At 42.1% G+C, this 22,789-nt stretch carries 16 protein-coding genes and 1 pseudogene; 1 reads left to right on the plus strand and 16 read right to left on the minus strand.

What is annotated here, in order from left to right; genetic code table 11:
• Positions 1–51: 51 nt before the first annotated feature.
• On the minus strand, positions 52–1,128 hold the full coding sequence (locus JMX98_RS10890) for an RNA-guided endonuclease InsQ/TnpB family protein (RefSeq protein WP_201586592.1): 1,077 nt from the start codon (positions 1,126–1,128) through the stop codon (positions 52–54).
• Between the two features lie 192 nt (positions 1,129–1,320).
• Here JMX98_RS10890 and JMX98_RS10895 point away from each other — a divergent pair, with 192 nt between their 5' ends.
• Complete coding sequence (locus JMX98_RS10895) at positions 1,321–2,808, plus strand: phosphomannomutase CpsG (RefSeq protein WP_320157765.1); 1,488 nt, start codon at positions 1,321–1,323, stop codon at positions 2,806–2,808.
• 71 nt (positions 2,809–2,879) lie between these two features.
• Here the strand turns inward: JMX98_RS10895 and JMX98_RS10900 are convergent, their stop codons facing one another.
• From JMX98_RS10900 to JMX98_RS10970, 15 genes and pseudogenes are all read right to left on the minus strand, one after another.
• Positions 2,880–4,274 (minus strand): UDP-glucose/GDP-mannose dehydrogenase family protein, encoded by a 1,395-nt coding sequence (locus JMX98_RS10900; RefSeq protein ID WP_413786552.1) that lies wholly within the window; start codon positions 4,272–4,274, stop codon positions 2,880–2,882.
• Between the two features lie 29 nt (positions 4,275–4,303).
• Positions 4,304–5,971 (minus strand): glucose-6-phosphate isomerase, encoded by a 1,668-nt coding sequence (pgi, locus tag JMX98_RS10905; RefSeq protein ID WP_201586594.1) that lies wholly within the window; start codon positions 5,969–5,971, stop codon positions 4,304–4,306.
• A gap of 3 nt (positions 5,972–5,974) precedes the next feature.
• Positions 5,975–6,859, minus strand: coding sequence for a UTP--glucose-1-phosphate uridylyltransferase (locus JMX98_RS10910; protein ID WP_201586595.1), 885 nt, complete (start codon positions 6,857–6,859; stop codon positions 5,975–5,977).
• 69 nt (positions 6,860–6,928) lie between these two features.
• Complete coding sequence (locus JMX98_RS10915; RefSeq protein WP_201586596.1) at positions 6,929–8,377, minus strand: glycosyltransferase family 2 protein; 1,449 nt, start codon at positions 8,375–8,377, stop codon at positions 6,929–6,931.
• Positions 8,378–8,464: 87 nt separating this feature from the next.
• Complete coding sequence (locus JMX98_RS10920; RefSeq protein WP_201586600.1) at positions 8,465–9,634, minus strand: nucleotide sugar dehydrogenase; 1,170 nt, start codon at positions 9,632–9,634, stop codon at positions 8,465–8,467.
• 54 nt (positions 9,635–9,688) lie between these two features.
• Positions 9,689–11,098 carry a mannose-1-phosphate guanylyltransferase/mannose-6-phosphate isomerase gene (locus JMX98_RS10925; protein WP_201586602.1) on the minus strand — a complete coding sequence of 470 codons (1,410 nt, stop codon included), beginning with the start codon at positions 11,096–11,098 and terminating at the stop codon, positions 9,689–9,691.
• A gap of 39 nt (positions 11,099–11,137) precedes the next feature.
• The gene (locus tag JMX98_RS10930; protein ID WP_201586604.1) at positions 11,138–11,584 is read right to left on the minus strand and encodes a GDP-mannose mannosyl hydrolase; all 447 of its coding nucleotides are present in this window, start codon (positions 11,582–11,584) and stop codon (positions 11,138–11,140) included.
• A gap of 4 nt (positions 11,585–11,588) precedes the next feature.
• A complete protein-coding gene (fcl, locus tag JMX98_RS10935; RefSeq protein ID WP_320157766.1) occupies positions 11,589–12,548 on the minus strand; it encodes a GDP-L-fucose synthase in 960 nt (319 codons plus the stop codon).
• 5 nt (positions 12,549–12,553) lie between these two features.
• Positions 12,554–13,669 (minus strand): GDP-mannose 4,6-dehydratase, encoded by a 1,116-nt coding sequence (gene gmd, locus JMX98_RS10940; RefSeq protein ID WP_201586611.1) that lies wholly within the window; start codon positions 13,667–13,669, stop codon positions 12,554–12,556.
• 13 nt (positions 13,670–13,682) lie between these two features.
• On the minus strand, positions 13,683–15,545 hold the full coding sequence (locus tag JMX98_RS10945; RefSeq protein WP_201586612.1) for a discoidin domain-containing protein: 1,863 nt from the start codon (positions 15,543–15,545) through the stop codon (positions 13,683–13,685).
• Positions 15,546–15,604: 59 nt separating this feature from the next.
• On the minus strand, positions 15,605–17,281 hold the full coding sequence (locus JMX98_RS10950) for a hypothetical protein (protein ID WP_201586613.1): 1,677 nt from the start codon (positions 17,279–17,281) through the stop codon (positions 15,605–15,607).
• 140 nt (positions 17,282–17,421) lie between these two features.
• Complete coding sequence (locus JMX98_RS10955) at positions 17,422–19,092, minus strand: hypothetical protein (protein ID WP_201586616.1); 1,671 nt, start codon at positions 19,090–19,092, stop codon at positions 17,422–17,424.
• Positions 19,093–19,105: 13 nt separating this feature from the next.
• Entirely contained in the window at positions 19,106–20,203 is a 1,098-nt protein-coding gene (glf, locus tag JMX98_RS10960) for a UDP-galactopyranose mutase (RefSeq protein WP_201586623.1), read from the minus strand.
• A gap of 22 nt (positions 20,204–20,225) precedes the next feature.
• Positions 20,226–22,688, minus strand: coding sequence for a glycosyltransferase family 2 protein (locus tag JMX98_RS10965; protein ID WP_201586625.1), 2,463 nt, complete (start codon positions 22,686–22,688; stop codon positions 20,226–20,228).
• A pseudogene (locus JMX98_RS10970) lies at positions 22,685–22,789 on the minus strand (IS5/IS1182 family transposase); the annotation flags it as partial. The gene JMX98_RS10965 and the pseudogene JMX98_RS10970, both read right to left, overlap by 4 nt.

Here is a 22,789-nt window from a genome sequence, read left to right on the forward strand (position 1 = left end):
ATAGCAACTGGCTTTTGACTTCCTCCCCGCCCTAAAGTGAGGGGATACCTACTAAAGACGGCCAAGCCCGACCGCGAGAATGTTTTTTGCTCCATTAACATCACGTTGATGGGTCGTTTTACAAGAACGACAAAACCATGCTCTTATACCAAGCCCTGAGCTACCTTTCGGACTGTCTTGGCGAGAGCCGCAACACGAGCAGGTTTGGGTGCTGTACGCTTCATTGACTTCGATATAGTGGCAACCTGCGTTCGCGCATTTATAATCCAGTTGCCGTTTAATCTCAAACCAACCAGCATCATAGACGGATTTGGCCAGTTTGGATGAAGTGAATGATGTTGATTTGATTTTACCAACAACGATTAGGCTGTTGGCCTTAACAAGCTTTGATGTGAATTTATGGATCAGATCTTGACGGGTGTTTTTAATCTTGGCGTGAATGGTTTTGACCCTTTTTTTATTCTTGGCTCTTTGGGCAATGGCCAGTTTTTCGGCGTATTGATGGGTCAGCTTAGTGGTTAGAACATCGCCATTACTACTGACCGCTGAATCCTTACAGCCTAGATCAATACCGACTTGGCCAGTACCGCACTTAATCTTTGGAAATTCTTTGACGGTGATACAGGCATACCATCTGCCTCGTGCATCTTGTACCAGCTCACAGGTGTTGATGTTGTAGAGCGAGAGATTATAGCTGTCCCATAGATCTATAGTAAGTTTTTTGGCTTTAGCGAGGCTTAGCTGAATAGTAGATTTAAGGCTTTTCTTGCCAGACTGACGAGTTGATAGGTGTTTTATGGCTGTCCTTTTAAAAGGAATCCAGCCCAAACTTCTTCTCTTGGCCTTTGGGTTGTTGGTGCGCCAGTTGAGTTTGGCTTTTTTAAACTGTTTACGGGATTTAGCGTGAACCTCACTAATCGCTTGCAAGGTTTGGCTGTGCAAGTTTAAATACTCGCCACTGCCTTTGGTATAAGCGGCCAAGTCATAGGCTGAAAAGAATTGATCTGTGCGCTGTAAATGTTTAAAACTAAGCTCATTGACGTAATTCCAGACAAAGTTAACCGCCCCAGCTAAGATATTGAGCTGAGTGGCATGTTTGTCTTTGATGCGTAGTTTGAGCGTTTTCATGGAATAATTATGATCTCAATGCAGTTGGTTATCAAGGGGTTCGCCATACTGGGCGACAATGGCTGACGCCTGATATCCACGCCCCTAGAAGGACGTGGTTTTACGGCGCTGGATGATAAATACCGCCATTCACTGTTTATTATTTATTGTTTATTGTTTATTGTTTATTGTTTATTAAAGGAATATATCATTATGCCCACCTCTACCACCCCCAGCTATCGACCAGCGCCTGAGTTTCCACCGATGACGATTGGCTCATTTAAGGCCTATGATATTCGCGGTGAGCTCGGCGTTAGCCTCGATGAAGACATCGCTTATCGTATTGGTCGCGCCTTTGCACAGATATTGTTTCAGCGGTATCAGCAAGCGGCCGCTAATCAAGACAGTGAGCTGGCGACGCTAAAACCCGCTATCGTCATCGGCAGCGACATTCGCCACTCAAGTGAGAAGCTGAAACAAGCAGCCATCAAAGGGATAGTCGATGCAGGCGTCGATGTCATCGACCTTGGTATGACCGGTACTGAGGAAGTGTATTTTGCCACCAGCCACTATGCGGCTTTAGGCGGTATCGAAGTCACCGCCAGTCACAATCCTATCAACTACAACGGCCTAAAGCTGGTCAAAGAGCAGTCAAAACCCATCAGCGCTGATGATGGTCTGGCCGAGATTCAGGCATTGGCAGAGTCTGGGCAATTTACCAGCAGTGATAAATCAGGGGCATTGCAGGTGCTGACGGATAAAAGCGCCTATATCAATCACTTGATGACCTTTATCGACACCGATAAGCTCAAACCGCTAAAGCTGGTCATCAACTCTGGTAATGGTAGCGCCGGCCCTGTCGTTGATTTATTGACTGACAAATTAACGCAAGCGGGCGCGCCGATCGACATCATCACACTGCATCATACGCCAGATGGCAGCTTCCCCAACGGCATCCCCAATCCGATGATTACCGCCAACCGAGCCGCGACGCAGCAAGCGGTTTTGACTCACAAAGCTGATCTGGGTATTGCCTTTGATGGCGATTTTGATCGGTGTTTTTTGTTCGACGAGACAGGCGAGTTTATCGATGGTAGCTATGTGGTGGGTATGCTGGCGCAGGCCTTTTTAAATAAATATCCAAACGAGTCCATCGTCTATGACCCACGAGTGATATACAACACCGAAGCGGTGATTGACACGCATCAGGGTGAGGCGGTCATCAGTAAGTCTGGGCATTCCTTTATCAAGCAAGTCATGCGCGAGTCGGGCGCGATCTATGGCGGCGAGATGTCCGCTCATCACTACTTCCGTGACTTCTTCTATTGCGACAGCGGCATGATTCCGTGGCTCCTGACCATTGAACTGCTCTCCATCACCGGTAAGACGCTGTCGGAGCTGGTCACCGGCTATATCAATGCCTACCCCAGCTCAGGCGAGATGAATTTTCGCCTAACCACAAATGACGCGCCCGCTATTATTAGAGCCATTGAAGACAAGTTTGCTGACCAAAACCCCAGCAAAACCACTCTTGACGGCCTAAGCCTCGACTTTGGCGACTGGCGCTTTAATTTGCGCGCTTCTAATACCGAGCCGCTCATTCGGCTCAATATCGAAACGCGCGGCGATCAGCCACTTTTGGCGGATAAGATACAAGAGATCGAGCAGTGGCTGGCGGCACAAGGGGCGATGCCAGCGTAAAGCCTGTACCTTGGTACAAAGAGCGTTAATGGTCAGATAATAAAGGCTCGCTAGTGAATATGAGCGCGCCTTTATTTCGCACGACCGATGCCCATATAACTCCCCACCAAGGCTGCAATTTGTGAGCGGCTCATGGCATTTTGCGCATCAAATATCGGCATGGCGTACTGGTTGATTTTGCCAATGTCTAACTGATCGCGCGGCGACCAACTGATGATAAAAATAGCCTGAGCCTCTGCTAGATGCTGATAAGGCTGGGTAACCAGCTCCAGCAGCGGCTGCTGCCCATACAGCACGGTCAGCTCATGTTGCGCCTTATCACTATAGACCAGTGTGCGGATATTGTACGACCATAGTAAAGCGAGTAACGGATGAATGGCCGAGCCTGAGGTGCGTCCTGAGCCAGCCTTATAACTACCGCCCCAAATCATCACGGTTTTATTATCGATAAACCCATCAAAATACTGCCAAAACTTACGAAATATCAGCTCTTTTTGATCTTCATTGATATGTATGACCGACTCTAAGAGCGGCATATTTAAACGATGGGTTTGGCTAGTTTGCTGCAGCTGCTGCAGCTCGCTTGGCAGAGTGTTGCCACCAAAGCCCCACCCAGCTTGTAAGTAACTACTGCCCACCCGCTGATCTAAACCCATGATACGGCTGACTTGCCCAATATCGACGTTTTGACTATCTGCCAAGCGTGACATCTCATTCATAAAACTCACCCGCGTCGCCAGCATCGCCATGATACTACTACGAGCAAACTCAATGGTCGCGATATCGGCATGATGGGACGCGCTTGCATGCTGCATCAATGGTTTTAATACCGCCAAATGCTGACTACTCTCTGGCGTTTTTTCGCCTAGTAGCCACAAGGAAGGGTTTAACATCGAGCTATAAGCATCGCCGTCTTTTAAAAACACAAAGGGCACATAATACACCCACGCCCGCTGCAGCCGCTGTGCCAGTGCGGCCACCTGCCCTAATGCCTGAATACCGCTCATGATCAGCGGTAGCGACTGCTGATGACTGTGGTTAAAGGCGGTAATCCAGCCGTCCTCTAGCCATATCGCGTCAATACTGTCTAAAAATAGCCAATATAGCGCCACGCTGGCTGGTTTGGGCGGATTATCAACGTCGTTATGAGTGCCATCGCCCGTTTTATCATAGTGCTGCAACAGCTGGTCTGCACTATTGGGTAACGCGTGGTGACTGATCAGCTGCTGCTGCTCATACATCTGCCACAGTGCCTGCAGATGATGCTCAAAACCATACTGCTCTAACTGCTGGGCCAGTAGGACTTTATCAGCATACAGATGCACGCACTGACCGAGGCTTGCCAGCACCACCGCACTGGTGATGGCCTCGATACTATGACCGACCAGCACACAGACATCAGGTTCCTTTACTGGCTTTGCTTGCCAGCCCCGCGGGTCAGATGAACGCTTATCACTATTATCCATGCTCATGATGTTACCTTGTAAACTGATGATTATAGGCTTGAAGATAGCTGATTGATGTGGCGTAGCAGCTGATCGGTGGAGCTATCAAACTGCCCTTCACGCTCATCTTGCATGGCATGATATACGGACTCCGCCATCTGCTTACCCATCTCAACCCCCCATTGGTCAAAGGGGTTGATATCCCAGATACTGGCCATGACATAGACTTTGTGCTCATAAAGTGCAATCAGTGCGCCTAGGCTATGCGGATTCAACTCATCGATCAGCACCGTCGTAGATGGCTGGTTTCCATGATAGTGCTTATACTTATCCATCTCTACGCAGGCGTCTACCTTATCTTCGCTAATTGCAGCGTTACCAAATGCTAGCACTCGGCTCTGTGCCAAGCAATTAGCCAATGACAACTCATGCTGCTGCTGTAGTGCTGTGTTTTTTAGTGGACCATGATAACGGCGCACACATGCGATAAAATCACATGACACTTGCTGCGTTCCTTGATGCAATAGCTGATAAAAGGCATGCTGAGCATTGGAGCCAATCTCTCCCCATAGAATAGGACAGGTATCATAGTTAATACGATCCCCATACTGAGTAACGGACTTACCATTACTTTCCATTTCCAGCTGCGTTAGATAGCTTGGCAAATAGCCCAATCGACCATCATAAGGCAATACTGTATGCGCATTGACGTGCAAAAAGGTACTATTCCATACAGCAAGCAGCCCTAATAGGACCGGTAAGTTCTCTGAAAAATCAGCCTGCGAAAAATGCTCATCCATACTGTGAGCACCAGCAAGTAGCTCTTTAAAGCCCACCATTCCTATACGAATAGCAATCGCTAGTCCAATCGCTGACCATAAAGAAAAACGTCCGCCGACCCACTCCCATAGCTGTAGCTGATGCTCAGGATGAATCCCCCAAGCGCACATCTTTTCGCTATTGGCAGAGATACCGATGAAATGCCGACGCAGCACGCTGTTTTCTGTACCTGTATGGCGTTTGGCAGTAGCAAGCAGCCATGACAAGGCCGTCTTGGCATTGGACAAAGTATCCACCGTACCAAAGGATTTGGACGAGATAATAAATAAAGTGGTCTCAGGGTTCAAGTGCTTAAGCAAATTGTCTAGCTGGGTACCATCCATGTTAGAAACAAAGTGCACCTTTATCTGTGTGTTTGCCCATTCATCAAGCGCTGCCGTCGCCATTAAAGGTCCAAGATCAGAGCCGCCGACGCCGATATTGACCACATCAGTAATGGCCTTGCCCGAAAACCCACGCCATGTACCATTGCGTATGCGTTCAGAAATATGAGCCACTTGTGCCAGACTGCGATGCACATCAGTTACTACATCTTGCTCGCCGACTTGCAGCGTGGCCGTGGCTGGCAATCGTAGTGCGGTATGTAATGCCGCTCTTGCCTCACTGGTATTAACTGCAGCGCCTTGCATCAGCGCCTCAATGCGAGCTGACAAATCACAGCCAGCCGCCAAACTCAGCAGGCTTGTCAAAACCGTCTCGTCAATAAGCTGTTTGCTATAATCCATATACAGCGCGCCTGTTTGGGCACTAAAGCGCGCGGTACGATGAGGGTCTTGCACAAACAAACGTTCAAGGGACCATGTTTGCTTGGCAAGCGATTGCAAGCGCTGCCAATTTGGCGACTGAGGACCACAGCAGCAAGAATTTTCTGTTTTCATAGGCTACTGACCTTTTGCCAATTGCTGCTCGGCAAAGTAGATAAATGCCTGCATGTATGAGCGCATGTCTCCTGCATCATAGCTGTCGCCGCGCATCGTCGTCACATTGACCCCCGATTCACTAATCAAGGCATCGATGGCATCGGTCAGCTGAATCTCACCGCCGACCGAGCCGGTAGTCTGCGCCAGATAATCAAAGATGTGATGGCTAAAGACATAACGACCCACGACCGCTAACCTCGATGGGGCATCGGCCAGATTCGGCTTTTCTACAAACCCAGCAACGCTAAAGGTCGCATTCGCCTCTACTTGATCCTCCATATCGCTCGTAGCGCTATGGTCTTCACTTAACTGAGCGATACCGTATTTATGCACATCCTCATCTGCCACGCTCTCGACCAATATCTGTGAATGACCATCGTTGGCAAAGGCATCGATCATAAAGGCTAAGTTGTCCACGCTCATATCGGTGGTGTATGGATCGAGCACCACATCAGGCAATAACACGGCAAAGTCATGCTCGCCGATGATGGGACGGGCGGCTAATACCGCATGACCCAACCCCAATGCCTTGCCCTGACGGATCATCGACACCGTCACGTCCTCTGGCAGCCAATTGAGGCTATCGGCCAGTGCGTCTTTGCCTTTATGACGCAGCTGCGTATCTAGCTCGGCATTGATATCGAAGTAGTTTTCGATCGCACTCTTTTGTGCATGGCCGACGAGGACGATGTGTTTGATACCAGCAGCGATGGCTTCCTCGACCACATAATGAATGGCGGGGCGATTGCCCAGTGGCAGTAGTTCTTTGGGCACAGATTTGGACAGTGGCAGCATACGGGTACCAAAGCCTGCGACGGGGATAACGGCGTGGGTGATGTTTTTCATGACTCAACAATCCTATTGGCTTAATATTTATCGTTAGTATTTAATCAAGTTCTTTGCCTAAGGCTCACATCAAAGCTTACTCAACACTGTATGTGCATCCAAACTTTCTTTTAAGCTCAGCATCTCTACTTTAATGCTATCTGGTATTCCATCAAATAAAGCGTGTGTCGCATTGGCTTGTTTTTCGACACTTGGCATCGTCAAACTGGTTTTTTGATGAAGTTTGTCTATATGCCATAATCGCCACGCCTCCCAGTAGTCTAAGCGAAACAGGGCCGCTGTACGATTGTAGATCCCGAACTGCTCCGAGGTCATGAGTGAGTTTGGACGGTGACTGGCGATGGTCAACGGCTTTTTAACAACTACGATGCGCTCATTGCCATAGACTAGCTTTAAACGCTCAAAAAACTCACTATCCGCCCCTGTGCGCACGATATGCCATAACCCCGTCTCTTGTTTGACAGTCTGCAAGCGAAACATGGGAGAAGCGGGGTTTTGGCGCATAAAGGGATACACTTGCCTGACATAGTACTGACCCTCATGATCTAATCGCAACCAGTGAGAGGTCGTAACCATAACTCTAGCGTCTGTTATCAATGGCTGTACTTGCTCTGCAATTTTTTGTGGATGCGCCCAATCATCAGAATCCTGACAGGTTAAAAACTCACCTGTCGCATACTGTGCACCAATGCTTTTGGCAGCAAATGTCCCTACATTTTTCGGTAGAGCAATGACCGTTAAATCTTTATAGCGACTGTTCAAAGACCGTAAACGCTGTAGTGTATCATCAGTGCTGGCATCATCAACGACTATTATTTCTAAGTTGTGCCACGTCTGCATCAGCAAACTATGAATACAGCTCTCAATTGTCTCGCTGGCATTATAAGTGGTAACGATAACGGTAACTTTATGCAGGTGATTATTATCTTGTGACTTTTTCTGCTCGTTCAGTTGCTCTATCACACTTAGATTAGTCACCATGAATTGCTGCTGCTCATCGGACAGCGCTATCCGATCAAGCTGATGATGAGTAAGCATTTGATTTAAATTGGCCAGCTTCGCCAGTGGTGTATGAAGGGCGATATTACTGTAAAGACAGCTTTTATCTGCATACTCGGCATCTACTGGATATGCCAAAAAAGCACTTAAATAATGATCAATATGAGTACTTAGTGGATCATGCTGCTGTAAAAGCGCAATATATAGACCCTGATAATAAGAACTATCTAACGTACCTGACTTTTCTTTCTGCCCTTTCAAAAAATCAAATACCACTTTTGGATAAAATGATATTATCTCTTTGATCAACTCATGATGAAACTGACGGTAACGTTTATGATATAAGATATGCTCTATATGGTTTTTGGCCATATCGTCAGTGAAGTTTTGACGCTTGATATGGGCGATAGTAGACACCACTGTCTGACGTGGCGTCTTTACTGGCAACCATGCAGCATGCTGTAAAATCGTACGATGCAGCCCCAAGCGCCCAGCATACCAACGGCGCTTGGCAGTCATATAGCGCAGCCTAGGCGTTAACACTGCTAATGCTTGAGTAAACTGTCTGTTTTTGACATAAAAAAAGTACTCCAAATCGCGACCTAATCAATAATCCGAACCAGATAGATCTCGAGTATATACTTTCTCTAAGCTGCCTGATAAGTCCTCTGACAGTCGATTGGCTACGATAATATCTGCTCTACGCTTAAATACTTCTAGCTCATCCACCATCTCACATTCTAAAAAGCTGTCTTCATCAGACTTTGGCTCGTAGATAATGACAGTCGCACCCAACCTTTTTAAATGCTCGATGATGCCTTGGATAGCTGATGCACGAAAATTATCAGAGCCTGCTTTCATGATAAGGCGATAAATACCCACGGTTTTGGGTTTGCTCGACATAATATCATGAGCGATAAACTCTTTACGAGTATTGTTTGAGGATACCACCGCCTGTATTAAGTTCTGCGGTATGTTTTCATAATTGGCCAGTAGCTGCTGTGTGTCTTTGGGCAGGCAATAACCACCGTAACCAAAGGAGGGATTGTTATAAAAATCTCCTACCCTTGGGTCTAGACAGACGCCTTTGATGATTTGTTCGGTATTTAATCCATGCACCACAGCATAAGTATCCAGCTCATTGAAGTAAGAGACCCGCAGCGCCAGATAGGTATTGGCAAATAGCTTGATGGCTTCCGCTTCAGCGCTATTGGTTAATAAAATAGCAGGGTTTTCTTTCACTGCACACTCTGCCACCATCTGTGCAAATACCTGAGCACGATCTGACCGCTCACCGACGATGATACGTGAAGGGTATAGATTATCGTATAGCGCCTTGCCTTCACGTAAAAACTCAGGAGCAAAGACAAGGTTATCAATACCTAGTTTTCTTTTCGTTCTTTGCGTAAAGCCAACAGGGATGGTGGATTTGATGATAATCAAGGCATTGGGATTGACTGCCAGTACGTCCTTGATGACGGCTTCGACACTACTAGTATCAAAGCAGTTGGTGTCTGTATCATAGTTGGTCGGTGTGGCTATCAATACATAGTCTGCATCGGTATAAGCTTGTACTTTGTCTGTCGTCGCATGCAGATCTAACTCTTTACGAGCTAGAAAGTTTTCTATTTCTTTGTCATCGATAGGTGACTGACGCTGATTGATTTTATTGATTTTATCTTGATCGATATCTAATGCAGTGACGGTATGCTGCTGTGCCAGTAATACAGCATTTGATAGACCGACGTATCCTGTGCCTACGATGGTTATTTTCATAAAAAACCTATTTATTGTCTTTGGTTATATATTAGAGACTGTTAAAGTAAGATATTATGCTCTACCATACCGATCTTCAAATCTGACAATATCGTCTTCCCCCAAATACGATCCAACCTGCACTTCTATCATCTCAAGATCAACCTTACCAGGGTTTTCTAAACAATGCGTCGCACCTAATGGTATATAAACAGATTCATTTTCAGTCACTAGCTTTTCGTGACCATCAACGATGACTTTAGCGGTACCTGATACTACAATCCAATGCTCAGCACGATGATGGTGCATTTGTACAGACAGCCTTTCATTAGGTTTGACCGTGATGCACTTAACTTGATAACGATGGCCACTATCGATAGAGTCATATTTACCCCAAGGCCGATAGACCTCACGGTGGACACTATGTTCCTGACGTTTATCTGCTTTTAGTTGGTTGACAATACGCTTGACTTCTTGCGACTTATCTTTGGATGCGACTAGCACTGCATCTTTAGTTTGAATAACAATAGTATTATCCAAGCCCACTGTCGCTACTAATCCTGTTTCTGCAAATATATAATTATTATGACTATCAACAGTCAGCACATCGCCTGTTATGACATTATCATCTTTATCTTTGTCAGAAACTTCCCATAGAGACGACCATGCACCTACATCGCTCCAACCCGCATCCATCGCAATGACAATTGCATTAGTCGTTTTTTCCATGACCGCATAATCTATTGACTCGGCAGGACAGTCAAAGAAACTTTCCTTATTTATACGTATAAAATCCAAGTCAATATCAACACTTTGCATGGCATTGCTACAAGCACTATAAATGTCTGGACGGTGATTTTTTAATTCGTTCAAGTAATTTTGTGCTTTGAAGGCAAACATACCACTATTCCATAGGTAGTTGCCGCTATCTAGATAGGCTTTAGCTGTAGCCAAGTCAGGCTTTTCAACAAACTGCTCGACTGTAAACCCTGATTGCTCACCAGCATTGGGGTTATACTTAATATACCCATAGCCCGTCTCAGGAGCCTGAGGCACAATGCCAAAAGTAACAAGCTTATCTTGTTTTACAGGTACTTGCGCTTGTACAACCGCTGCACGAAAGGCATCTTCATCTAAGACTACATGATCAGCCGCTAAAACTAATAAAGCAGGATTGTCTTCGTGCTTTGCAGCGTAAATAGCGGCAAGCGCGATTGCTGGTGCGGTGTTTTTGCCTGTAGGCTCAAGAATAATATTATGGTCTAATTGCCCGATTTGTCGCAACTGTTCAGCGACGATAAAGCGATGCTCTTCATTACAGATAACCAATGGCGGTAAACACTCCAAACCTTGTAGCCGTAATACAGTCGCTTGCAGCATCGTTGTCTGACCATATAGCTTTTGAAACTGCTTAGGAAAGCGCTCACGTGATAACGGCCATAAACGGCTTCCCGTTCCACCTGCCATAATTATCGGGAGAATCATAATACTTATCCTAAATTGATTGGGAGTCGGTTATTGATGCTAAAAATATGCTTTGGTATTTTCGTGTACATGAGCGTCATTGAGTAAGTCGTTTATCGCAAACCATTGATACTTATGATGCTGATCCAAAGGAAGCGTATCAAAGCTAACATCCACAATCAGCTGGTACCCTAGAGCGATATAATGCGTTGATATTTCACTATCAAAAACACTGTCTGCATACAGATGCTCAAACACGCCTAAAAAGCATGCCTCACCCAATAAAAACTCTTGAGCTAGCTCAGCGCATGTCAAACGCTTGAATGCTTGAGCTAGCGTCTCATTTTTGCGAATACGACCACCAGGCACAAACCAGTACCCCTGTGCTGGGCGATTGTTCCTTCTCCCTAATAATACCTGACCTTGAGCATTTTTAATGATTAGATCAATCGATACTAAAGGCGTGTTCTGAATAACAATTTCAAACTTCGAGTCATCTAAATACATAATACTATTTTCTAAAGCTTTCTTGATTATCTAAGAACCAATCGTAAGTCTGCTTAAGTCCTTGCTCTAAATCGATGCTATATTGCCACCCTAGTGACTTTAATCGATTGACATCCATCAGTTTACGAGGTGTACCATCAGGTTTTGAACTATCCCACACAATATCACCCGTATACCCTACGACCTTGGCAATCGTCTCTGTTAACTTTTTAATCGTGCAGTCAACGCCTGTCCCGATATTAATATGACTTAACATCGGTTCTGTATGTTTGTCATAAATTGTTTTATCTAAATTCATGACGAAAATACTAGCAGCTGCCATATCATCAACATACAAAAACTCTCTCATCGCTCGACCAGTGCCCCAAGCGATGACTTCGGGCAGTTGGTTGAGTTTCGCTTCATGAAAACGTCTTAATAAAGCTGGGATAACGTGGCTATTTTCTGGATGGAAGTTATCATTAACACCGTATAAATTGGTCGGCATAACGCTTCGATAATCGCGTCCATACTGTCGATTATAGCTCTCACAAAGCTTAATTCCTGCTATCTTAGCGATTGCATAGGGCTCATTTGTTTCTTCTAATGTGCCTGTTAATAATGCCGTCTCTTGCATCGGTTGCTCAGCAAGCTTAGGGTAGATACAACTTGAACCCAAAAACAGCAATTTTTGCACATCATTTAGGTGCGCTGCATGAATAATATTTGCTTCAATCATCAGGTTTTCATAAATAAAGTCAGCTGGATAATTATTATTTGCTTGAATTCCACCTACTTTCGCAGCTGCTAGATATATCTCGTCTATTTTATTGTTCTGAAGAAAATCCAGCACTTGTGATTGATTGACAAGATCAACCTTACCTCTTTCGCAAGTAATGATTTCAATATCATTACTTAGTGATAGTTGTCTGGTGATGGCTGAACCTACCATGCCCTTGTGTCCTGCGACGAATACTTTTTTCATGATAATTACTCTATAGTTAAAGCTACGTCGTAACCATGCTCTTTTAATAAAGCATGACGCTTAGCGGTTTTTAGGTCTTCTTGTACCATCTCCGCACACATGTCTTGTACCGTAATTTCTGGCGTCCAGCCAAGCTTTTTCTTAGCTTTACTTGGATCACCCAGCAAGGTCTCTACTTCAGCGGGACGGAAATATCTTGGATCAATCTTTAGGATCACATCACCCACATTGAGCGCTGGTGCATTATCACCTGTGATGTCAGTGACGATACCGACTTCATCGACGCCTTCACCTTCAAAGCGTAAGGTAATACCAAGCTCAGCTGCTGACCAGTTGATAAACTCTCTTACGCTATGCTGCACACCGGTTGCAATGACGAAATCGTCTGCCACATCCTGCTGTAGCATCATCCACTGCATACGGACGTAGTCCTTGGCATGTCCCCAGTCACGTAAGGCATCAATATTACCCATATATAGGCAGCTATCCAAGCCTTGCGCAATGTTGGCCAGTCCGCGAGTAATCTTTCGAGTAACGAATGTCTCACCACGTCGTGGGGACTCATGGTTGAACAAAATACCATTGCAAGCATACATACCATAAGCTTCACGATAGTTTACGGTGATCCAGTAGGCATAAATTTTTGCTACTGCATATGGAGAGCGTGGGTGAAAAGGTGTCGTCTCACTTTGCGGTACTTCTTGAACTAAACCATAAAGCTCAGAGGTACTGGCTTGATAGAATTTAGTCTTTTTTTCCAATCCCAAAAAGCGAATGGCCTCTAGTAAGCGCAGTGTACCGATAGCATCAACATCGGCAGTATACTCTGGTGACTCAAAGCTCACCGCTACATGGCTCTGAGCTCCAAGGTTATACACTTCATTTGGCTGTACTTCTGAAAGTATGCGAGTTAAGTTAGAAGAGTCAGTCAGATCACCATAATGTAGATGAAAGTTCTTATTTCTTTCATGTGGGTCTTGGTAGATATGATCGACACGCTGAGTATTAAAAGATGAGGCACGGCGCTTAATACCATGCACTTCATAACCCTTTTCAAGTAGCAGCTCTGCTAGGTAGCTACCATCCTGACCCGTTACACCTGTAATTAATGCTTTTTTCATTTACTTTTCCTTTTTATAAATTTTCAGCTTTTAAGTTTACTTTTTCCTGAATTTCTTTCAAAAATTCAGTATCTATAGAGTTTTTATTATTATGTTGTTTTTGAATAAAATCCTTATAAAAAGCGATATTCATATCAATTTCATCATAATAATAGCGACTTAAAAAAGCAACATAAGCTGCAACTATACTGCCTTGTGAAGCATATTTTTCAAGCTCTAAAGTATATATAGATAAGATAGTAATTTTAGGAAATTTTGTTTTAGCCAACCACTTGATATTGCTTTTATCTGTACTATTTACGGCTTCAAGTAATATACCATCTGCCGCACTAAAGTTTTTTTCTTTATAATAATCTAAAGCTAGCAGTAGTCTATAATAATTATTACCATTATCAATTTCTATACATTTTTTGAGCAGTTCAATTCTCTCTATTATAGAACTGAAGTCTTTAAAACTCTGTAAGTAGTGGGCAATTGAAAACGACTTTAGTAAAGGAGAAATAAAACCTGAAGATAAAACACCATTCTCGCTCAGTGAATGAGTAAAAGAAGATTTTATCTCTTCTTCAGACAAGATTTTTTTATATGTTGAAATTTTACTACCCCCAATCCAAGAAGATAAGATAGCAAAGCCTGATAAGCCGCCAACTATTTCTGTACAGCGAGACATTAAAACTATATCAAAAAATGCTCTTTGTATATCATCATATTCTTCTGGTATTAAATCATTAGATATTACAACTCCATATTTATCTTTAAAATATCGACAAGCACTACTATCCAGACTAAATAAAACAATATCATAACCCATTTCCAAGTATCGCGTTATCAAGCTTTCAACAGTATAAAATGGCACTACTTTGTTATAGTATCTATCCATATATCTGTAATCACTATAAACAATATCGCCTGTTCTTAAGTGTATACCTAATACTTTATCTTTTAGTTGTACTGACTTAGCTAGATTGATTGCTTCAGTTACACCTTCATTAAAATTTATTTTTTCAAAAGCTAGTTTATATTCTGAGATTAGGTTTTTTGGTTGTAGGTTTTTATCTTTGATTTGGTTTTTAAGAGAATTTTGATCTAAATTAATACCTATCTTTTTATAGTCATCATTATCACAAGATATAAAATCCATTGTATTTCTTAAATCTTTTATTTCACACCTATTCAATACGTCTCTTGTAACTAAATAACTATCTATAAAATCACGACCAAACACATTTTCAGGATTATCAATAGCATGAAACTCACTCTTTGAGAACGACAGAGGCCAAGAAAATATAAAATGACCATCAAACTCTTTTGCCAGCACCATACTATTTAATAAGGCTCTGAGCCGTTCACCTAGCCCATCTCCACGGTTAGCAATAAAAACCGGTTTATCACCAAAAGACCTTAAAGGGTCTGATATTAAGAAACTAATATTAGATAAGTGTAAGTAATCTTCTTTTAATAAGGTTATTCTTAATTTTTTTAATGAAACATTACCTTTCAAAGGAATAATTAAAGGACAACCTCGATCCTCACTACCAAAATACATTGTCCCTGAATGTAATAGTTTTTCATTATCTTCATTATCGTAAGCAACAATACTCAATTCAGAGGCTCTCTCATCAAAAGGACTTCTTTTACGGTTGTTTATAATAATATATTCAACGGCAACTGGCATTTCAAACTCAACCTGCCACCATGGATTTGTCTCCATATCTGTATGAAAGGCAAAATCCTTAAATTCTTTACCGCTAACTGCTCGCTGAGCATCATTTTCTTTGGACCATTTAGACGTTGAGCTTTGTGATGCAGTTCCAGTACCTGCTATATCTATTAGATCTTGCGTCAGACACAGCTCTTTGATTAAATCTTTTTGCATAATATATATTGCTCACTTATGAAAAATAATACGTATTGATTATAATGCCCATCTCTCATTTACTCTTTAAAATCACTCAAAAACTCAATGAGAATCAATGCGTGTAAAAAGCTGCCTTTGGCATGTAAATGTTGGCCTGAATTTCTAAAGTCAGTCGTATCGAATTTCTCTTGGAAAAAATCTATGTAAGGTTTGCCAAAGTAGTATTCAATCAGGTCATGATTGCTGTGCAATGACGATAAAGCTTTGTCATGTAGTATCTGTAACGGCGAGGTGGTCTGATCACTGATAGGCTCGATAGGAAGCTCATAGAATAGATCGGAGACAGCCTCATCATTAGACCAATAGATACCGCCTGGCTCTGTCGGAGTGTTTACCATCACATCAGATAGGTTTTTTATATTGGTATCTGTCATTGCCTTTTCTGGCTTGTCAAATGGGATATAGAGTAGCTCAGCGCAGTTATTATGGATAATATCATATAACACTTGACCAGATTGCAAGGCTGCCTCATCACTCAGTTGGCTAAGTCTATCAAAGTACTTACTACCGAGCGGTGCCAGTTTAAATCGGCTTTTGGGATTTTTGATGGTATGGCAAGTAGATCTAAACTCTCTATAATGCAAAATAGAGATATCAATTTGACTGTCACTTTCAAGTTCAAAGCAAGCCTTCTCTATTTGGCTTATCCAATCTTCATATCGCTCTTCTGTAGAAAGAAACCTTTTATATCTTTTTTCTATAAACTCAAGCAGCGTGGCATACTTACTATTAGATTGATTTAAGTAAAACGCTCTGTTATCCCCACCACCTTCACCGCCCATCTCCATATAGTGAGGGCTAAAGTCTGTTAGAGGAAAAACAATGGGTGCATAGCGACCAATATTAAAATACTTCCAGACAGCATAGCTCTCGCTAGCGGGCACTTTGACTGCTTTATAGTCGTCATTGATCTTAGCATTCACACTCAAATCAAATAGCGATACCAGCCGATTTGCAATCTTAAAATCCTCTGTATGCTTTGGGTTCGAATTTACTCGGAGTCTACCATTATGATTTGCATCCTTTGCCATCACTAGGTGATTGACCATGAACGAAAACAGACACCTACTATCCAGACCACCTGTTAAGTCATGCCATAGCCCCATCTGATGGTTGGCTAAGATAGTCAAATAGCGGCCACGCCATACTTCCAAGCACTCTATCAACGCTTCACGATAGCTCTGCTTATACTTTGGACTTGGCTCTCTTTTGACCAACGCAATATCGCTATTCGCGTAGTCTTTAGTTATCACAATATCACTATTGACTGGCAGCACTTTTATTTCATTGACAAAAGTATGATGTGAGGTCAGCTGTAGGGCAAAAGCTAAGTGACTCTTCCATATCTCAACATTGGGTGCATTAAAACTAATAGAGCGGCCTTGCTCTTTTAATCTCTCGACCATATAAATGATAGAGTTACTGATGCACCAATAGTCCTCTGACTGGTAGTAAAATATAGGATAATAACCGTGATAATCTCGACTTAGCTGATAGCTTTCATTATCTTGTCGTTCTATCAATAAGTAGTTGCCATCTTCATATTTATCGCGGTTATCTGTCTTTTTTGAGAGCTGCTGAAACCCTTGATTGCCAATCACTAGGTCAATACCAAAAAAGGCATAACCATCAAAAAAAGACTGGAAGTCCAGTTTACTTTCAGAAGATAGATATAGTATTTCTTTATGCTTCATGGTGGGCCTTTTTTGGAGTCTAAATATCACTTATTGCCTGTAAGGCATTAAATATAAAAATCATACACAACCTGTAAAACGATATTACTATAGCTACGATATTTATCGTGATAAAGCTTTATATGATTCTGGGATGCAATCTATTTGGCTTCACTGATGATTTGTATCACCATCAATGCATGCAAAAAGCTTCCCTGAGAATGCAAGTTGTTGCGTGCCTTTTTAAAGTCGATGGACTCAAAACATTTATAAAACTCTGCAACGGCCGGTTTTCCAAAATAATATTCAATCAGCGATTGGTTATTATTTAACGATGCTAACGCCTCATCATGCAATATCTGTAGTGGTGAACGCACATCTATATCACTGCTTTCGATAGGCATCTCACAAAACAGATCGGAAGCCGTTTCATCATCAGACCAATATATCATGCCAGGATTTTTTGCTTTTTTTGCCTCTACGACTGTCAGTTTTTTAATATTCTTATCTTTTATGGCTTTAGAAGGTCGATCAAAGGGTATGTACAGTAGTTTTTTATGATTATTGTACAAGACGTCATAAAACACCTGCCCTGACTGTAGCGCATCGTCATCACTCAGTTGGCACAGTCTGTCGAAATACTTGCTACCGAGTGGTGCCACCTTAAATCTACTTTTAGGGTTTTTTGCCGTATGATGATTGGATCTAAACTCTCTATAATGCAATATAGAAACGCCAATATGATAATCGTGATTAAGGGCATAGGCGCTTTGATTTACCTGATCTATCCATTGCAGATACCTAGTCTCTGAGGTAAAAAACGGTTTGTATCTTTCTAGATACTCAGGCAGACTCCTGTACTTTCCGCCGGCAGTGCCAACATAAAACGCTCTGTTATCCTCACCACCTTCACCGCCCATCTCCAGATAGTGGGGGCTAAAATCAGTCAGACGAAAAATAATGGGGGCATAGCGGCCGATATTAAAATACTTCCAGACAGCATAGCTCTCGCTAGCATCGACTGAGGCTGACTTATAGTCGTCATTGATCTTAGCATTCACACTCAAATCAAATAGCGATACCAGCCGCTTTGCAATCTTAAAATCTTCTGTATGTTGTGATTCTGAATTAATCCTAAGCTGATTGTCTTGATTAGCACCCTTTGCGGCGTCTATATTACTTACTATAAATGATAATAAACATCTGCTATCTAACCCCCCCGTTAGGTCGTGATGCAAAGCTATTTTGTTATTGGACATAATGGTTAGATATCGGCCACGCCATACTTCCAAGCACTCTATCAATGCTTCGCGATAGCTCTGCTTATGCTTTGGACTTGGCTCTCTTTTGACCAATGCAATATCGCTATTCGCGTGGTCTTTAGTTATCACAATATCACTATTGACTGGCAGCACTTTTATTTCATTGACAAAAGTATGATGTGAGGTCAGCTGTAGGGCAAAAGCTAAGTGACTCTTCCATATCTCAACATTGGGTGCGTTGAAACTAATAGAGCGGCCTTGCTCTTTTAATCTCTCGACCATATAAATGATAGAGTTACTGATGCACCAATAGTCCTCTGACTGGTAGTAAAATATCGGATAATAACCGTGATAATCTCGACTTAGCTGATAGCTGTCATTATCTTGTCGTTCTATCAATAAGTAGTTGCCATCTTCATATTTATCGCGGTTATCTGTCTTTTTTGAGAGCTGCTGAAACCCTTGATTGCCAATCACTAGGTCAATACCAAAAAAGGCATAACCATCAAAAAAAGACTGGAAGTCCAGTTTACTTTCAGAAGATAGATAGAGTATTTCTTTATGCTTCATAATACAGCCTTAACTATAGCGTAAATTGAGCGGCTGTCTCTAAAGCCTCTTTAATAATTACATCCATATCTAAATATCTAAAAGTACCCAAACGACCTACGAAGGTGACCTTATCTTCCTGTGCCGCTTTATCTTTGTATTTAGCAATCAGCTCATTACCCTCTAATAGATTGATAGGATAATAAGGGATATCTGTAGGCTCGCATTCACGGCTATATTCTTCGAAATAGACGGTCTTATCGTGCTCCTCCCATGTGGCGAAGTGCTTGTGCTCTGAGATACGCGTATATGGTACCGCTTCATCACCGTAATTCATCACAGCACAGCCCTGAAAGTCGCCTTCAGCGTATTTTTTGATGAAATCCAAAGTACGATAAGGTAAGCGGCCAAATTCATAATCGTAATAGCCATCTATCGTACCCGAGTAGAACACGTGATCATAATCTGCTACTTGTGAGCGATCAAAGCCACTGTTTAGATGTACGGTGATATTAGGATGATCCAATATATTGGCCACCATAGCGCTATAGCCCTCTAGTGGCATGCCTTGGAAGCGATGCGAGAAGTAGTTGTCATCATAATTAAAACGCACAGGCAAGCGCTTTAGGATACTGGCGGGCAGTTTCTTTGGATCCAGCCCCCATTGTTTTTTGGTATAGCCCTTAAAAAAAGCCTCATAAAGATCATTACCGACGAACCGCAACGCTTGCTCTTCAAAGCTTTGTGGATCGGTAATGCTCATATCGGCTTTTGACTCTATAAAGCTTTTTGCTTCATTAGGAGATAAGGTCTCACCAAAGAACTGATTGATAGTCAGCAAATTAATCGGTAATGAATAAACACGACCTTGGGTAGTACTCTTCACACGATTGGTGTAGGGTTGGAACTTCGCATATCTATTCACATAATTCCATACTTCTTCATTGTCTGTATGAAAAATATGTGGACCATAGGCATGGACCATGACGCCAGTCTGTTCATCACGCTCTGTGTGACAGTTGCCAGCGATATGACTGCGTGCCTCAAATATGGTGATAGTATGCCCTTTTTCTGCAAGCTCTCTGCCAATCACGGCACACGATAGTCCTGCACCTGCCATTGCGATATTCATATTTAGTCCTTTTTGTCTTTTATTATTGAAATGTGTGTTTAAAGTTTTCATGGAATGAGTATTCAAAGACTTCGTCAAAAATATCAGTCACTATCGCGATCATCTGTTCAATATGCTTGGCATGACGACTGCTTTTAAAATTCAAGTCATGCATATTAAAGTGGTAATAATATAAAAGCATGGCTAAGTCTAGCTTGATTTTTACCGCTTTTACATAATCCTTGCTTATCAAACTGCAAACGAGTGCTGTCGTCAGATTATTCAATACTGCACAAAACTTATCCATATTTGCAAGGTCGATGCCTTCCTTAAAGTAAAGCCTTTTAATATTCACTGATGCTGCGTGTACTGCAAGCAGTTTACTTTGAGAAAAAGCATAAACCACCGCATAGACTCTATCTTTGCTATTTAGCTTATTAATATCATCAATCTTGTTAGAGAAGTTATTTTCAAACAGTTTCTCAAGCTTGTTTTTAGGTGCTAACGTCGTTATTTTGGTTGCTAGTAAGGGTTGGATACGATTTGCTTTCATAGTGATAGTAGCAGCAATCTGGTCTGCCTCTACCTTATCAATGGTCTCTATGATACCGAATGAGCGAGTGTGAGACCTATTCTCACCATTAGTGGCAGCCTGATTATTACCAGAGTATAGTCTAAAAACGCCAGAAGCTTCGATAAGTTGCCCTTGCTCAGACGAAGGTATAAACTTAAGTTTTCTCCAAGGATAAAGATTAATCAGCTTATCCCAACTATCATTCTTGTATCCTAAACGCTTAAACAATTCAACTTTAGATTGATTACCATAAACTCTGTCCTCATTAAACACTTCTTTCGCATCTCGTCTAAACGATATCTGTGGCTCATCGATCGCATTAGTAACTAGAGCGTCCCTGTCTATATAGTCCTCACTTGTCGCCCTCTGCATTGGAGTGGCTACATATTTATATGAGCCATTTCTAACTGCCATAGATGATAGAAGCTTTTTAAAGCTATCGTCAGGTAAAAAACAATTGCCATCCCAAGGCATTATCCAATCAAAGCGACTCTTGCCATGTTGGAGAGCGAAGTTTCTGGCGCCATTGTTATTCATAAGATAAGCATTTTTAAAGTTTCTAACGGCTGTGTTGCATACGATTTCTGCCCACTTATCTTTTTTAGTAGCAAACCAGTAATAGCTATCTGGGAGACTACCAAAGTCGTAACCTATCTTTTTGAATACATCAGGATCAAAAGCTATTTCTAAATAGTTCGCATGCTTATCTTTCAATATTTTTAATAATCTGTGTCTATGACTGTCATCAAAGATTCTATTAAGAACGAAGTACTTAGTGACATTCTGTACGCTAGATTCGTTATTTAATATGTACTCTAGGTTTTCTTCTGCTTGGTTTTCAGCATGTAGCCCAGATATGCTGTTACCTATGATTCTATAAAACCCGACTTCGGTATCAATATTACCAATTTCTATCTCATCAGAATTACTGCATAGATGATTGAGCTCACTTAAGATATCTATACGTTTAGCGTTATAATATGATTTATCGGCATCAGGAATTTTATCTTCTGCCCACGTCAATAAGTGAGTAATAAAGTCTTTCCATACTGGCAATAGCTGAGCAAAGCCTTTGTACTTTGAGATCAGGTGATGAGTATGACGATACGCTTCTAATACCATCAATCGCCGACTATCCTTGATATTAGTAATTTGCTCTCGCTCATCAAATTTACGATGATGACACACCACTTCATCTAATATGCCAATATTTTCAGAGGCCATAATACTGTGCCAATGATATGGCACATCATTGTGCACGACAGTTTTGCCAAAGAATATATTTTCATCATGCAATAGCTTCGTGGCAATGATGCGATTCCACGGATAGTTAATTAAACCTGATGCAAGTACTTTTTTATCATTATTATCACTGGAGACTAATAATTTATTCCAAATCTTTTGATCCGAATTAAACATCTCTCTAGACTTATTCTTATCAAAATAATCAATCTTATATTTGAACAAAAGAAGATCGTTGCTACTATTTCGTGCCTGCAATACCGCCTCTTCTAGATTTTCTATCTCAATAGTATCGTCAGCATCTAAAAAGTACGTGTATTCCCCTATTGCTAGAGGAATAACTGCATTTCTCGCAACGCCTGCACCTTTGTTATTCTGAGTAAAGATATAAAAATTATCAAATTGCTCAGCATATTTTTGACAAATCATTAATGAATCGTCCGACGAACCATCGTTCATCAATAATACTTCACTGTTTATTTTCTTGAACTGAGTTAAGCTTTGCAAGGTGCTGTCGAGAAGATCAGCACAATTATAGACTGGAATAATAATAGTTAAGTCTACATCGGAACGGGCTTTAGAGTACTCACTAATTTTGGAAAAAACTTGTGGTATCTCTTTTTTTATAACACTGTCAGACAGTTTAGATGCATATAACGCATTTTTCACTAGGGTGTGTATAGAATTCAAATCAGGGGCAACCAGATAAAGACACAAGCGAGCATTACCGCCGCTGCATAGCTATCTTTGAGCTTATCATATCGCGTGGCAATGCCCCTAAAATGTTTCAA

Origin of the sequence: Psychrobacter sp. HII-4 (assembly GCF_904846595.1) — a bacterium.
GTDB lineage: Bacteria > Pseudomonadota > Gammaproteobacteria > Pseudomonadales > Moraxellaceae > Psychrobacter > Psychrobacter celer.

What these genes read in the sequence shown, in the direction of transcription:
- JMX98_RS10925 (WP_201586602.1), bottom strand. Translation starts at nt 11,098, where the DNA reads ATGATTCTCCCGATAATTATGGCAGGTGGAACGGGAAGCCGTTTATGG.
- fcl (WP_320157766.1), bottom strand. Translation starts at nt 12,548, where the DNA reads ATGAAAAAAGTATTCGTCGCAGGACACAAGGGCATGGTAGGTTCAGCC.
- glf (WP_201586623.1), bottom strand. Translation starts at nt 20,203, where the DNA reads ATGAATATCGCAATGGCAGGTGCAGGACTATCGTGTGCCGTGATTGGC.
- JMX98_RS10950 (WP_201586613.1), bottom strand. Translation starts at nt 17,281, where the DNA reads ATGAAGCATAAAGAAATACTATATCTATCTTCTGAAAGTAAACTGGAC.
- JMX98_RS10955 (WP_201586616.1), bottom strand. Translation starts at nt 19,092, where the DNA reads ATGAAGCATAAAGAAATACTCTATCTATCTTCTGAAAGTAAACTGGAC.
- JMX98_RS10920 (WP_201586600.1), bottom strand. Translation starts at nt 9,634, where the DNA reads ATGAAAATAACCATCGTAGGCACAGGATACGTCGGTCTATCAAATGCT.
- JMX98_RS10910 (WP_201586595.1), bottom strand. Translation starts at nt 6,859, where the DNA reads ATGAAAAACATCACCCACGCCGTTATCCCCGTCGCAGGCTTTGGTACC.
- JMX98_RS10930 (WP_201586604.1), bottom strand. Translation starts at nt 11,584, where the DNA reads ATGTATTTAGATGACTCGAAGTTTGAAATTGTTATTCAGAACACGCCT.
- JMX98_RS10915 (WP_201586596.1), bottom strand. Translation starts at nt 8,377, where the DNA reads ATGACTGCCAAGCGCCGTTGGTATGCTGGGCGCTTGGGGCTGCATCGT.
- pgi (WP_201586594.1), bottom strand. Translation starts at nt 5,971, where the DNA reads ATGAAAACAGAAAATTCTTGCTGCTGTGGTCCTCAGTCGCCAAATTGG.
- JMX98_RS10890 (WP_201586592.1), bottom strand. Translation starts at nt 1,128, where the DNA reads ATGAAAACGCTCAAACTACGCATCAAAGACAAACATGCCACTCAGCTC.
- JMX98_RS10900 (WP_413786552.1), bottom strand. Translation starts at nt 4,274, where the DNA reads ATGGATAATAGTGATAAGCGTTCATCTGACCCGCGGGGCTGGCAAGCA.
- JMX98_RS10895 (WP_320157765.1), top strand. Translation starts at nt 1,321, where the DNA reads ATGCCCACCTCTACCACCCCCAGCTATCGACCAGCGCCTGAGTTTCCA.
- gmd (WP_201586611.1), bottom strand. Translation starts at nt 13,669, where the DNA reads ATGAAAAAAGCATTAATTACAGGTGTAACGGGTCAGGATGGTAGCTAC.
- JMX98_RS10945 (WP_201586612.1), bottom strand. Translation starts at nt 15,545, where the DNA reads ATGCAAAAAGATTTAATCAAAGAGCTGTGTCTGACGCAAGATCTAATA.